Source organism: Pseudomonas putida, from assembly GCF_050989985.1.
GTDB lineage: Bacteria > Pseudomonadota > Gammaproteobacteria > Pseudomonadales > Pseudomonadaceae > Aquipseudomonas > Aquipseudomonas putida_AI.
Window position 1 is genome coordinate 4525049 of sequence record NZ_CP158815.1, and the last position, 12862, is coordinate 4537910.

General features: G+C 61.5%; 16 protein-coding genes. 9 read left to right on the forward strand and 7 right to left on the reverse strand.

The genetic code is table 11. The annotated features are described in order from the left end of the window. Positions 1 to 37 precede the first annotated feature (37 nt). Entirely contained in the window at positions 38 to 940 is a 903-nt protein-coding gene (locus tag ABTV29_RS20615; RefSeq protein ID WP_433766524.1) for a LysR substrate-binding domain-containing protein, read from the forward strand. A gap of 84 nt (positions 941 to 1024) precedes the next feature. Here the strand turns inward: ABTV29_RS20615 and ABTV29_RS20620 are convergent, their stop codons facing one another. Beyond that, on the reverse strand, positions 1025 to 2344 hold the full coding sequence (locus tag ABTV29_RS20620; RefSeq protein WP_433766525.1) for an Nramp family divalent metal transporter: 1320 nt from the start codon (positions 2342 to 2344) through the stop codon (positions 1025 to 1027). Positions 2345 to 2593: 249 nt separating this feature from the next. On the opposite strand from ABTV29_RS20620, the gene ABTV29_RS20625 reads away from it, so the two are divergent. The 6 genes from ABTV29_RS20625 to ABTV29_RS20650 all read left to right on the forward strand — a co-directional run bounded on the left by ABTV29_RS20625 (position 2594) and on the right by ABTV29_RS20650 (position 5853). Beyond that, a complete protein-coding gene (locus ABTV29_RS20625; protein ID WP_433766526.1) occupies positions 2594 to 3385 on the forward strand; it encodes a hypothetical protein in 792 nt (263 codons plus the stop codon). An 83-nt stretch (positions 3386 to 3468) separates the two neighbouring features. After that, a complete protein-coding gene (locus tag ABTV29_RS20630) occupies positions 3469 to 4140 on the forward strand; it encodes a glutathione S-transferase family protein (protein WP_433766527.1) in 672 nt (223 codons plus the stop codon). A 30-nt stretch (positions 4141 to 4170) separates the two neighbouring features. Next, positions 4171 to 4497: a putative quinol monooxygenase gene (locus tag ABTV29_RS20635; protein WP_433766528.1), complete on the forward strand. Its 327-nt coding sequence runs from the start codon at positions 4171 to 4173 to the stop codon at positions 4495 to 4497. 244 nt (positions 4498 to 4741) lie between these two features. Next, entirely contained in the window at positions 4742 to 4930 is a 189-nt protein-coding gene (gene relB, locus ABTV29_RS20640; protein WP_433766529.1) for a type II toxin-antitoxin system RelB family antitoxin, read from the forward strand. Beyond that, positions 4923 to 5195, forward strand: coding sequence for a type II toxin-antitoxin system RelE/ParE family toxin (locus tag ABTV29_RS20645; protein ID WP_433766530.1), 273 nt, complete (start codon positions 4923 to 4925; stop codon positions 5193 to 5195). The genes relB and ABTV29_RS20645 overlap by 8 nt, the downstream gene beginning before the upstream one ends. A 94-nt stretch (positions 5196 to 5289) precedes the next feature. Beyond that, positions 5290 to 5853: a hypothetical protein gene (locus ABTV29_RS20650; protein WP_433766531.1), complete on the forward strand. Its 564-nt coding sequence runs from the start codon at positions 5290 to 5292 to the stop codon at positions 5851 to 5853. A 3-nt stretch (positions 5854 to 5856) separates the two neighbouring features. Here ABTV29_RS20650 and ABTV29_RS20655 read toward each other — a convergent pair whose 3' ends face one another. The 3 genes from ABTV29_RS20655 to ABTV29_RS20665 all read right to left on the reverse strand — a co-directional run bounded on the left by ABTV29_RS20655 (position 5857) and on the right by ABTV29_RS20665 (position 8830). Next, positions 5857 to 6573, reverse strand: a complete 717-nt coding sequence (locus ABTV29_RS20655) for an alpha/beta hydrolase (RefSeq protein WP_433766532.1) — start codon at positions 6571 to 6573, stop codon at positions 5857 to 5859. Between the two features lie 160 nt (positions 6574 to 6733). Continuing rightward, positions 6734 to 7846: a succinylglutamate desuccinylase/aspartoacylase family protein gene (locus ABTV29_RS20660; RefSeq protein WP_433766533.1), complete on the reverse strand. Its 1113-nt coding sequence runs from the start codon at positions 7844 to 7846 to the stop codon at positions 6734 to 6736. Between the two features lie 204 nt (positions 7847 to 8050). Next, positions 8051 to 8830: an ABC transporter substrate-binding protein gene (locus ABTV29_RS20665; RefSeq protein ID WP_433766534.1), complete on the reverse strand. Its 780-nt coding sequence runs from the start codon at positions 8828 to 8830 to the stop codon at positions 8051 to 8053. 216 nt (positions 8831 to 9046) lie between these two features. On the opposite strand from ABTV29_RS20665, the gene ABTV29_RS20670 reads away from it, so the two are divergent. Further along, a complete protein-coding gene (locus tag ABTV29_RS20670) occupies positions 9047 to 9754 on the forward strand; it encodes a type 1 glutamine amidotransferase (protein WP_433766535.1) in 708 nt (235 codons plus the stop codon). An 86-nt stretch (positions 9755 to 9840) separates the two neighbouring features. Here the strand turns inward: ABTV29_RS20670 and ABTV29_RS20675 are convergent, their stop codons facing one another. Then, entirely contained in the window at positions 9841 to 10275 is a 435-nt protein-coding gene (locus ABTV29_RS20675) for a rhodanese-like domain-containing protein (RefSeq protein WP_433766536.1), read from the reverse strand. 113 nt (positions 10276 to 10388) lie between these two features. Between ABTV29_RS20675 and ftrA the strand changes: the two genes are divergently transcribed. Further along, a complete protein-coding gene (gene ftrA / locus ABTV29_RS20680; protein ID WP_433766537.1) occupies positions 10389 to 11363 on the forward strand; it encodes a transcriptional regulator FtrA in 975 nt (324 codons plus the stop codon). A gap of 108 nt (positions 11364 to 11471) precedes the next feature. On the opposite strand, the gene cobF is transcribed toward ftrA, so the two are convergent. Together cobF and ABTV29_RS20690 are read right to left on the reverse strand one after the other, a co-directional pair. Next, entirely contained in the window at positions 11472 to 12227 is a 756-nt protein-coding gene (gene cobF, locus ABTV29_RS20685; RefSeq protein WP_433766538.1) for a precorrin-6A synthase (deacetylating), read from the reverse strand. Beyond that, a complete protein-coding gene (locus tag ABTV29_RS20690; RefSeq protein WP_433766539.1) occupies positions 12227 to 12796 on the reverse strand; it encodes a histidine phosphatase family protein in 570 nt (189 codons plus the stop codon). The genes cobF and ABTV29_RS20690 overlap by 1 nt, the downstream gene beginning before the upstream one ends. Positions 12797 to 12862 lie beyond the last annotated feature (66 nt).

Genomic DNA, 12862 nt, shown 5'->3' on the forward strand with positions numbered 1-12862 from the left:
CTTGAATGATTTTCAAGCATTACTAGCAGGTAGCGTCATGGAAACCCTCGCCAACCTCGAATCCTTTGTGCGTAGCGCCGAAACCGGGAGCTTTTCCGCAGCCGCCCGTTTGCTCGCCCTGACCCCGGCCGCCGTCAGCCGCAACGTGGCGGCCCTCGAGCGCAATATCGGCGTGCGCCTGTTCCAGCGCTCGACCCGCAAGTTGTCCCTGACCGAGGCCGGCGAAAGCTTCCTGGCCAACATCGGCGGCAATCTGGAGGCGTTGCAGGCGGCGATCAATGCGGTCACCACCGACCAGGGCGAACCGGCTGGAGTACTCAAGGTCAGCCTGGCGCCCACCTTCGGCATCGGCCAGATCCTGCCGTTGCTGCCGGCATTCCTGGCGCGCTACCCGCTGATCCGCCCGGAATGGCATTTCGAGAACCGCGCCGTGGACCTGATCGCCGAAGGTTACGACGCCGCCATCGGCGGTGGTTTCGAACTGACGCCGGGGGTCATCTCCAGAACCCTGGCGCCAGCGCAGGTGGTGGCGGTGGCATCCCCGGCCTATCTGGCTTCAACCACCGCACCTGCCAGTCCGGCGGATTTGTCCCGGCATCAAGGCATCGTGATGCGCGGCACCCGCACCGGGCGCATTCGCCAGTGGCTCATGCGCGATGCTGCGGGCAATGAAATGCCGGCCAACATGAACGAAAACATCGTGCTCAACGATCCGGCGGCCATGCGCGAAGCCGCGGTTCTTGGGCTGGGGGTGACGTTGCTGGTGCTGTCCGATGTCTTGCCGAACATCCAGCGCGGCGAGCTGGTGCGCCTGTTGCCTGACTGGCATGGGGATGCGGGGGTGATTTCGTTGTACTACCCGAGCCGGACGTTGATGCCGGCCAAGACCCGGGTGTTTATTGAGTTTGTGGTTGAGGCGTTTCAGAGGGGGACCGCGTAATCGTTCATCGCGAGCAGGCTCGCTCCTACAGGGAAATGCATTCCAACTGTGGGAGCGAGCCTGCTCGCGAAGAGGCCGGTACATTCACCCAAAAAGCTGCAGGATCAACCAGCTGTTAGCCCCGCTGATCACCACAAAAAGCCCCCAGGCCAACACCCGCGTCGGCAGCCAATTCACAAAGGGCCCCATCAGTTTCTGATCATTGGTCATGCGAATCAGCGGATACAGCGCAAACGGCAACTGCAGGCTCAGCACCACCTGGCTCAACACCAACAGCTTGCCCACCGCATCGTCACCCATCAGCCACACGCCAATGAATGCCGGGATCAGCGCCAGCCCACGGGTGATCAGGCGCCGTTGCCAGCACGGCAAGCGCAGGTTCAGGAAGCCTTCCATGATCACCTGGCCGGCAATGGTGCCGGTGAAGGTCGAGCTCTGCCCCGACGCCAGCAACGCAACGCCAAACAGCACACTGGCCAACGCGCCACCCACCAGCGGATCGAGCAAGTGATAGGCGTCCTGGATGTCGACCACGTCGGTATGCCCGCTCTGGTGAAACGCAGCGGCAGCGAGGATCAGGATCGCCGCGTTGACCAGCAGCGCCAGGGCCAGGGAGCCGATGGTGTCGATACGCGCCAGCTTCACCGCGTCCTGCTTGCTCGCCTGATCCTTGCCGATCAACCGTGTCTGCACGATCGAGGTGTGCAGGTAGAGGTTATGCGGCATCACCGTGGCGCCGAGAATGCCGATGGCCAGGTACAGCGGCGCGGCATCGGCGATGGCGGACAATGACGGGCTGAAGCCCTGGGCCACATCCGGCCAGTAGGGTTTGATCAGCAGCAGTTCGACGAAGAAACACGCGCCGATGGTCGCCACCAGCACCAGCATGATCGCCTCCAGACGGCGGAAGCCACGGTTTTGCAGGGCCAGGACCAACAAGGTGTCGAACGCCGTGAGGGCAATGCCGAAAGTCAGCGAACACCCCAGCAACAAATGGAACGCCAGGGCACAACCCAGCACTTCGGCCAGGTCGGTGGCGATGATCGAGATCTCCGCCAGCACCCATTGGGTGCGTGCCGTTCCCGTGCTGTAGCGTTCGCGGCACAGCTGCGCCAGATCACGCCCGGTGGCAATGCCCAACCGCGAGCACAGACACTGCACCACCATCCCCGCCAGGCTGGCCAGCAGCACCACGAACAACAGGCTGTAGCCAAACCGCGACCCGGCCTCGATGGCCGTCGCCCAGTTGCCCGGGTCCATGTAGCCGATGGACACCAGCAAGCCGGGGCCGGCGAAGCGCAGGACACGTTTGAAAAATGACGCACGGGGATCGACGGCGACGCTGCCCGCGACTTCGGGCGGGCAGAACGGCGCGGTACCGACTTTGGGCAAACTGAAATTCACGCGATGGTCCGTCAGCAGGTGGGAAGGTGCCCAGCTTAGACGTTCCGAAGCACGCGCAACACCTGTAGGAGCGAGCCCTGCTCGCGATGAACGTCAACGATGACGCGGGCTGCCTGGATGACTGCGTTGCCAGGACGTTTTTCGCGAGCGAGCTCGCTCCTACAAGAGGGCTTTTTTGTATACAAAAATTGTATTCAACAAAGACAATCCTGTTAATGTTTCAGCCTGACACAAGTTGGAGACGTTCCCGTGCTGATGCTCAAACTGCTGGTGATTCCAGGATTCCTGCTGCTGATTTCCCTGGCGGGCAAACGCTGGGGGCCGAGCGTGGCGGGCTGGTTGTCGGGATTGCCGGTGGTGGTCGGGCCGATTCTGTTCTTCCTCGCCATCGAACAGGGCGAACTGTTTGCGGCGCAATCGGCATTGGCGGCGCTGTCGGCGATGTTCGCGATGATTTCTTTCTGCGTGACCTATGCCCAGGTCGCGCAACGCACGGGATGGCCGCTGGCGTTGAGCGTTTCGCTGTCGGTGTGGGCGCTGGTCGCCGTGGTGCTGTCGCTGATCCCGCCATCGCTAACGGTCTCGGTAATTGCCGCCGCCACCGCCCTCCTGGCCTCGCCCTACCTGTTTCCCTCGGTGCAGCCGATCGTTTCCGGCCCCGCGCCGAAGTCCGACAAACTGCTGCTGCGCATGATTGCCGGCGCCCTGCTGACCCTGGCCGTCACCTTGCTCGCCAGTACCGTGGGCGACCGCTGGAGCGGACTGCTTGCGGTGTTCCCGGTGCTGGGCAGCGTGATGGCGGTGTTCTCCCAGCAAACCCGCGGCCCGGCCTTTACCGCGGCGCTGCTGCGGGCGACCGCCACTGGCATGTATTCGTTCTCGGCGTTCTGCCTGGTATTGGCATTGACCCTGCCCAGCATGGGGATGAGCGCGTTTGTCGTCAGTGTCGCGGTGTCGGTGGCGATGCTGGGCGTGACCAAACGCCTGCTTAAAAGCACTGCCAATAGCAGCGCAACACGTTCGATACCTTCGCACGAATAGCCCAACAACTCCGTACGTCATTCGAACAGGTTTCCCTCAACATCAGCCTCAGTTCACAACCCCTACCGACTGAGGCCTTCACCATGAAATTCTTTTTCCACCCTTCGCCCAACCCAATGAAAGTCGCCCTGCTGCTCGAAGAACTGCAAACGCCTTACGAGCTGATTGGCGTCGACACCTTCAAGGGCGAGCAGCATCTGCCGGCCTTCCTGGCCATCAATCCGAACGCCAAGGTACCGGCGCTGGTCGATGGCGACGCCACGGTCTTCGACTCCCAGGCGATCCTGCTGCACCTGGCGCAAAAACATCAGCGCTTCCTTCCGACCAGCGCCGCCGGCAATGCCGAACTGCTGTCGTGGCTGATGTTCATCGCCACCGGCCTGTCGCCGTTCTCCGGCCAGGCCGTGCACTTCCTGCATCACGCACCCGAAGACCTGCCGTACGCCAAGAACCGTTACTTCAAGGAAGTCGAACGCCATTACCGTGTGCTCGACCAGCGTCTGGCCGACCATCAATACCTGGCAGGCGACACCTACAGCATCGCCGACATGGCCCTCTGGGGCTGGGCCAACTACGCGCCGTACATCCTCGGCGAGAACGGCCTGGCGGCCTACCCTAACGTCAAGCGGCTGTTCGATGAGATCAGCGCCCGCCCGGCCGCCCAGCGCGCTCTGGGCCTGAAAGAGAAACTGGTGCTGAAGGCCGAATTCGACGAAGAAACCCGTCGCAACCTGTTCCCGCAAAACCAGGCCTAATCGCCGATTACCCTGTTCAGAGGTGATGAAATGAGTGATCAAGTCGCGTTTATCGTTTACCTGCCGTCCAGACCGGAACGCTTCGCCGAAACCAGGGAACGCCTGCTGGACGTCGTGCACCAGATGTCGGCCGAGCCGGACTTCGTCAACACCTGGGTACACCAGCTCCAGGATGATCCAAACACCCTGGTGTTGTACGAAACCTGGAACTGCAGCAAGGAAGACTTCATCACTCGTCACCTGAACAAGCCGTATCGCCAGGAATACGAACGGTTGCTGCCGGAGCTGCTGGCCAGCGAACGCCGGATCGAGTTCCTGGAGGTGATCAAGAGCTATCCGGTACGGCGGGAAGTGTGATCGCACAAGCTCTTGCGGCGAGGGATGTCCCTCGTCGCGAGGGCTGCATGTGTTTTTGAAGTCCTACAAGGTCTGACAAGCATCGAAAATCGAGGATTTGTCCCACGGGATTTTCGGGTTGGGCGTCGGAAGCGGGCTGTTTACGATTCGGTCCGTTGTTCGCTCCGGGGGCGCTTCATCCACCCGGAGGCGACAGCCCGCCACATCCTCATTAGACTGATGCACATTGATCCTGGAGGTCACCATGAGCACCCCGCTTTCCCCACTGGTTTCCGAGTTCGAAACTGAAGAACAGGCCGCCAGCTATGACCGCTGGTTCCGCGCCAAGGTACAGGCTTCGCTGGATGATCCGCGCCCGAGCATCCCGCACGATCAAGTGATGGCTGAAATGCGCGCCCTTCTCGAGGCAAAGCGCAACAAGCGCAATGGTTGAATGGCGGCCCGAAGCTCGGGCCGAACTACGGAAAATCCTCAGTTACATTCGCGATCTCAACCCAGAAGCAGCTATTGAGCTGTTCCAGAGCATTGAGACTTCTACAACAGCACTGCTCGAACACCCCTATCTCTATCGACTCGGTCGGGTACCCGGAACCAGGGAAATCGTGGTTCATCCCAACTATCTGGTGATTTACCAAGTGACGGATCGAATCGAGATTGTGAGTGTTGTGCACGCAAGACAGGAATATCCCTCGACCTGAGCATCAATGACCGTCCGTTAGCCCACACTGGAATGCCTTCCAGCCTCCATGGGATGATCGCGCCCCACCGCGCAACCATCCCTGGAGATTCCGAATGTCACTGTTGAGTAAAAAAGCCGTCGCCCTGCTGCTGGCGGCAGCTGCCACTTTTGGAGCTCTGAATGCGCACGCGGCCACGGCCAAGAAAGAGGCGCCGGTGCAAAAGGTCTCGATGCTCGACGGCAAGTTCACCTTCACGCTGCCCAAGGGCTTCGTTGCCAATGCGCTGCCGAGCAACAATGGCGCGAGCGGCACCATGTACGCCAACGAGACCACCAAGACCGTGATCATCGCCGCGCAGAACAGTCTGCCGGAGGGCACCACGGTCAAGGACAATGACGGCGCATTCCTTGATGGCACCGCGGCCGACTTCGACGCCGCACAACGCAAGGCGTTGCCGGACTACAACAAACTCAGCGAAAAGAGCCTGACCCTCAAAAGCAGCGGCCTGGGCGTGCGTCAGGTGGACAGCACCGCCACTCAGGGTGGCGGCATGACCCTCAACACCACCCTGATGGCCGCGTCCGGCAGCCACATGACGGTGATTCAGGTGATTTCCCGTCCCGGCGACATGGCGGCCCACGAAACACTGATCAAGCAGATCGTCAGCGGCAAATAAGCTTCAGGGATTGAGGCGTTGCAACCAGGCGCTCAAGTCCTGCAATTCTTCGGCACTGATGTTATGGCCGACACCCTGATAGGCGTGAAACTCAGGTTCCAGTGACACGCTCTGCAACAGGCTGTTGGCCTCGGTGCCGTCGCTGTACGGCAGGCGTTTGTCCGCCGTGCCATGACCGATGAAAATCGCCAGCGACTGGCGTTTTTCATCCGGCTTCAGCTCGGACCTGAGCACCGGCAGAATCCGCCCGCTCAAGGCCGCGATCCCGCCCACCGCCTCGGGATGGCGCAGGGCGACTTCGTAGGACATGATCGCGCCCTGGCTGAACCCCACCAGATACACCTTGTCCGGTTCGGTGTGATATTTCTGCGCGGCCTTCGCGATGAAATCCAACAGCAACTGGCCACTGCTCTTCAGATCATCGGTCTCACCGTTGTAGGCGCCTTCGCCCTTCTTGCGAAACCACTGGTAACTGCCCTCCTCCATCACCATCGGCGCCCGCACCGACAGGTAGGTGTATGACGCGGGCAATTCATCCTTCATGCCGAACAGGTCCTGCTCGTTACTGCCGTAACCATGCAGGAAAATCACCAGGGGCTGATCGTGGGAATCGGGGGTGGCCTGCTCCAGATACTTGAGCGGCAGATCGGTTTGCAGCGGGGTTTGAGCGTGGACAGCGGCGGATGCCAGCAAGGTGAGCAGAGCAAGAAATTTCAGCATGAGTCTTCCTTCACAGAGCGCAGGATTCGAGGTGAGCCTAACATCTCTTTCCGGCCAGACGCGCCCCCTGTAGGAGCTGCCGCAGGCTGCGATCTTTTGATCTTTACTCTTGAAAGATCGCAGCCTCGTTGCACTCGACAGCTCCTACAGGGATTCAGCGTCAGTCGTTGATCAGCTTGCCAGCCCGAATCGGCTCGCGCCCCGCCACCTTCGCCTGCCAGGTTCCCGGCTGGGTATAACGCCCGCGATCAATGGCAAACAGCACACCGCTGGTCCCGGCGCGCACGGTGGTGACCTTGTCGTTCAGCGGGTCGACCACCTCGAACAGAGCATCGCCCTTCTCCACCCACTCTCCGGCCTCGCGCAGGAAACTGACCACGCCATGATGAGGTGCGAACAGGTACTGGGTGCCCTCGAACGGCATGCCTTCGCAGCACTCCGCGGGGGCCGCCGGCCAGGTGCCCGTGATGAATCCCTGCTCGGCAAGAAAACCCAGAATCGCTTCGCAATTGGCCTGCGCCTGGTCGACCCGGGTGTCGCCCATGCTCCCCAGCTCCAGGGTGGTCGCCAGGTTGGCCGGTGGGATTGCCGCATCGGGGAAGGCTCGGGCCAGACGCAGCCATGGCGAGGAACAGGATTCGTCGAAAGAACTGCCGCCGGAATCTTCACACAGCAGTGCCACGCCGGCCTTCAGGCGCGCCGCCAGGGATTGCCATTGCGGCCAATGCTGGGGCAAGGCGTAGATATGAATCGCTGCATCGAAGTCGCAATGCAGATCGAGGGTGATATCGGCATCGCAGGCATGGCGCAGCAGCAGGCGATGCATGGCTTCCAGCTGTGAAGCCGGTGCCGGCAGGTCGTCGAGTACCTGGCCCATGGTCTTACGGATCAGCGCGATATTGGCCTCGGCATCGTTGCCCAGGCGATCACCGATCAACTGCGCCACCGGCGCGCTGAGCTCGACGAACGCACGATTGAAATTCTTGCCGCTGCCCAGCTCGAAACGGCCCATGTGGCTGCCTTGCAGGTGCTGATCGAGGCCGATGGGATTGGCCACCGGCACCAATTCGATCACACCCTGCAAATGGCCCTGGCTCTCCAGTTCGGCCAGGCGCTTTTTCAGTTCCCAGGCGGTACGCATGCCCGGCAGCTCATCGGCGTGCAGGCTGGCCTGGATGTAGACCTTGCGAGTGCCTGTGCCGTAGCGAAACACACTCAGCGTGCGCTCGGTGCCGAGGTGACTCCAGGGAAGCGGGTGGTCGATGCGTTGCATGGGGGAACTCCTGAATACTGGAAAACGGCGAGATCACCTGTGGGAGCGAGCCTGCTCGCGATAGCGCTTTGTCAGGCACTGATGCACTGACTGATCAATCGCCATCGCGAGCAGGCTCGCTCCCACAGGACTCTCTTTTCAATAGATATCAAGCATAAAAAAAGTGGCCACCGCGTCAACGGGGCCACCTTTTTCTACAGCGTATTAATGGCCGTACACGTCAAAGTTGAAGTACTTGTCCTGCACTTGCTTGTACTTGCCATTGGCGCGGATTTCGGTGATGGCGGTGTTGAATTTGTCCGCCAGCTCCTTGTCGCCCTTGCGCACTGCAATGCCGGCGCCGCCGCCGAAGTATTTCGGATCTTCATAGGTCGGGCCTACGAAAGCGAAGCCTTTGCCCGCGTCGGTCTTCAGGAAACCTTCGTCCAGGTTGACCGAGTCTGCCAGCAGCGCGTCGATGCGACCGGAAACCATGTCCAGGTTGGCTTCCTGCTGGGAGCCGTAACGCACCAGCTCGATACCGGCCGGCACCAGTACGTCGGTGGCGAAGCGGTCGTGGGTACTGGCGCGCAGCACACCGACTTTCTTGCCCTTGAGTTCGGTCAGCGGGTCCTTGATATCGGAGCCTTCCTTCATCACGAAGCGCGCCGGGGTGTGGTAGTACTTGATGGTGAAATCGACGTTCTTCTTGCGATCGTCAGTGATGGTCATGGACGACAGGATGGCGTCGATTTTCTTGACCTTCAGTGCCGGGATCAGGCCATCGAACTCTTGCTCGACCCAGGTGCACTTCACTTTCATCTGCTCGCACAGCGCGTCGCCGATATCGACGTCGAAACCGGTGAGTTTGCCGTCAGGGGTTTTCATCGAGAACGGCGGGTAACCGGCTTCGATACCGATGCGGATCGGCTTGGTGTCGTCGGCCACGGCGGTCAGGGACAACATCGACAGTGCCAGGGCACCGAACATCACTAGCTTCTTCATTTATAACTCCTGTGTGCGGAGGCTCTTATTAGCAGCTTCGATTGGCAGCTTTCGGTCATTCGCTTGTGGCGAGTAAGGACCGAAGTGGCCGGCAGTCTAGAGCGGCTTGTGCGGTGGCACAAGATTTCGCCAGCGTAGGCGCTGAACAGACTGGCTGGTGGCGCCCCCGGTTTTGCGGCACATTGAGCGCCCATCTGCAGGCACAAGAGTAGCGTGATGACCGAACTCAACCTTATCCAGCATCACCCCGCCGAAGGGCCGGGTGCCATTGCCGACTGGGCAGCCTCCCGCGGCGTGACGCTGAACGTGTTTCGCGCCGACCTCGGCCAGCTACCGCCCGTCAGCGCGGCGCCAGCGATTCTGTTGGGCGGGCCTTATGAGTCCAACGCCGGGCCGGCATGGCTGGAAGCCGAACGCCAGTGGCTGGCGGGCAGCCTGGAGCAAGGTGCGGCGGTGTTTGCCATCTGCCTCGGCGCGCAATTGCTGGCGCTGAGCCTGGGCGGCAACGTGCGGCGCATGGAGCGGACTGAAACCGGCTGGACCGAGGTGTCGTTCACCGATGGTCGGCAGCTTCGGGTCCTGGAGTGGCATGAAGACGCCTTCGACCTGCCGCCGGGTGCGCAATTGCTGGCCAGTAGCGGGCAGTGTGAACAGCAGATGTATTGCGTCGGGCCGACGCGGGTGGGGTTGCAGTTTCATCCGGAGTGGAATGCCGAATCCGTGGCGGTGCTGAATCAGCACTTTGCCGAGGAGTCGCCGCTGCCCCGGGGGGAGCAGGACAGTGCTGCATATGCTGCTGTTTTTGAATGGTTGCAGGTGACGCTGGATGAGTGGTGGACTGTTTCTAACTCGTCACTGATGCTTTTCGTGGCGAGGGAGCTTGCTCCCGTCCGGCTGCAAAGCAGTCGTAGCTCCCGCCATTGAGACGCATCTGTATGAATGCACAGGGCTGCTTCGCAACCCGGCGGGAGCAAGCTCCCTCGCCACAGTTGATCCGGGTTAATTGAAGATCAACACTCGCAACCAACCACAGCCTTGGCCGGCTTTTGCAGTGACACACTCAACTCAAACCCCTCATCCAGCCACCCGGTCACGCCGCCGATCATTTCCTTGACCGGGTAACCCAGCGCCGCCAGTTTCACCGCGGCCTTGTTCGCGCCGTTGCAGTGCGGGCCTGCGCAATAGACCACGAACAGGCTGCTTTTCGGGTAATCCGCCAGCGCCTGGGCAGTGAGCATGCGCCCCGGAATGTTGATGGCGCCGGGCACATGCCCGCGTTCGAAGGCCAGTGGGCCACGTACGTCGACCAGGACAAAATCGACCTCGCCCGCCAGTTGGCTGCCGTGGACGTCGGAACAGTCGGTTTCGAATGTCAGGCGGTTGCTGAAGTGCATCAGGGCGATGGCCGACGGGGCGGCGGGGATTTCGCGGACCAGACTGGTCATGGGGTTTTCTCCGAATCTTTGGTGTGAGTATCGAGGGGTGTGAACAGACTTTATCTGCCCGCCTCTTGCCGCTACAGTGGCGGACAAGACACTCACCGGGAACTTTCCGCCAAATGCAACCTGCCCCTGGATTGGTCGCCATCCTGGCCTACGACGGCCTCTGTACCTTTGAGTTCGGCATCGCCGTCGAGGTCTTCGGCCTGGCGCGGCCGGAGTTTGAGTTTCCCTGGTACGAACACCAGATCGTCGCGGTCGACCAGGGCCCGATGCGCGCCATGGGCGGCATCCAGGTACTGGCCGACGGTGGCCTGGAACTGCTCGCAGAAGCCCGGACCATCATCATTCCCGGCTGGCGCGATCGCAACGCGGCGGTGCCCGAGGCGCTGATCAAAGCCTTGCGCCAGGCCCATGCCCGGGGCGCGCGGTTATTGTCGATCTGTTCGGGGGTCTTCGTGCTGGCGGCCACCGGCCTGCTCGACGGCCACGGCGCCACGACGCACTGGCGCTACGCCACGGAACTGGCCGAGCGCTTCCCCAACATTCTGGTGGACCCGGACGTGCTGTATGTCGATTCGGGCCAGTTGATCACGTCCGCCGGCAGCGCCGCCGGCATCGATGCCTGCCTGCATCTGGTGGCGCGGGACTTCGGCACCCAGGTGGCCAATGCCGTGGCCCGGCGGCTGGTGATGTCGCCGCAACGCACCGGTGGCCAGGCGCAGTTCATTCCAACGCCGGTCAGTCCCACGCCACGCAGCGATCTGTCCCGCGTCATGCAGTGGGCACGGGAGCGCCTGCATGAACCCCTGGAGGTACGCGATCTGGCCAGCGAAGCGGCGATGAGCGAGCGCACCTTCCTGCGGCGCTTCACCGAAGCCAGCGGCCAGTCGCCCAAGACCTGGCTGCAACACGAACGCCTGGGCCGCGCCCGGGAGCTGCTGGAAAGCACCCACCAGAACACCGAGCAGATTGCCCAGCATTGCGGTTATCGGTCGGTGGAAAGTTTCCGGGTGGCGTTTCGTACTGTGGTCGGGGTGCCGCCGTCGGTGTATCGGGAGCGGTTTGGGCGTGGGGTCAAGGTCATTTCCTGAGTCGCCCTTGAGGGCCTCATCGCGAGCAAGCTCGGCTCCTACAGGATCACTGCCAAACCTGTGGGAGCGAGCTTGCTCGCGATGGGGCCAGTCGGAACAATCAATGACTCAAGGCTTACGCAGCAGATAGGTATCCATGATCCACCCATTGGCCAACCGCGCCGCCTTGCGCACCCGCTCGATCTCATCCGCCACATCCCCAAGCCGGCCGCTGATCAGGATCTCGTCCGGCGTGCCCAGGTAGGCCCCCCAGTAAATCTCGGTGTCCTTGTCCGCCACATGGTGATAGGAATCCTGCGCGTCGAGCATCACCACCAGGCAATCCGCATCGCTCACCTGCCCCGCCGCCAGTCGCCGGCCGGTGGTGATTTCCACCGAGCGCCCGATCTGGTTGAGCGGCACCTTGTGCTGCGCGGCAAGGGCCTGGACGCTGGTGATGCCGGGGATCACCTCGAACTCGAAGGCACAGGTGCCTGACGCCAGAATCGCCTGCAGGATGCGAATGGTGCTGTCGTACAGCGCCGGATCGCCCCACACCAGGAAACCGCCGCACTGGCCATCGGCCAATTGCTCGTTGATCAGTTGCTCAAAGGTGCGCTGCTTGGCCAAGTTCAAGTCATCAACGCTGGACGTGTAGTCCACATCCCCACGCTCGCGCTCCGGACTCTGGGCTTCGACGAAGCGGTAGTCGTGACCTGCGATGTAGCGCTCGCAGATTTCACGGCGCAGATCGATCAGTTTGTCCTTGCTCTGGCCCTTGTCCATGAGGAAAAACACGTCGGCCTGATTCAGCGCCTTCACCGCCTGCATGGTGATGTAGTCGGGATTGCCGGCGCCAATGCCGATGACCAGGATTTTTTTCATCAAAGCGTTCCTTCGGGTTTAGTGCCCAGGCGTAGCCGCCAGCAACCATTGAACTGCAGTTCGATGGCCGACAACGGCTCCACATCAATCAGATTAAACGCCGAACTGTGCAGCACATGGGTCAGCGCGGCGCGGATGATAAACGGATGGGTGACGGCGACGACATGCCCGGGCGTCGATTGCAGTGTCGTCAGCCAGGCGTCCACTCGCGCGATGACCTGCGTGACCGACTCGCCATTGTGGGGTGCAGCATCCTGGTCGACGAGCCAGTACTGGAGTTGTTCGGGTTCGTTCTTTTGCAGGTCTTTGATACGCACGCCCTTCCAGCGCCCGAAATCGCAATCCCTGAGCGCCTCGACAATCTCCATGTCACTGCCGAACAGCTCGGCGGTCTGCCGCGTGCGCAGTTCCGGCGCGCTCAACAGCCTTGGAGAACCCTCGAACCGAGCGCGGCGCGAACCCGTGGCCGACTGCCAATCCATCTCCAATGGCTCGTTTGTAGGAAATCTCGCCAATTTTTGTGCGACGGTTCGAGCGTGGCAGATCAGGGTCAAACGGGTCGCCTGCACGAAAGTTCTCTCTGTTGATCACGGTGAAAAACGGCGTCGGGCCGCGCAATAGTGGGCAATTGTGCC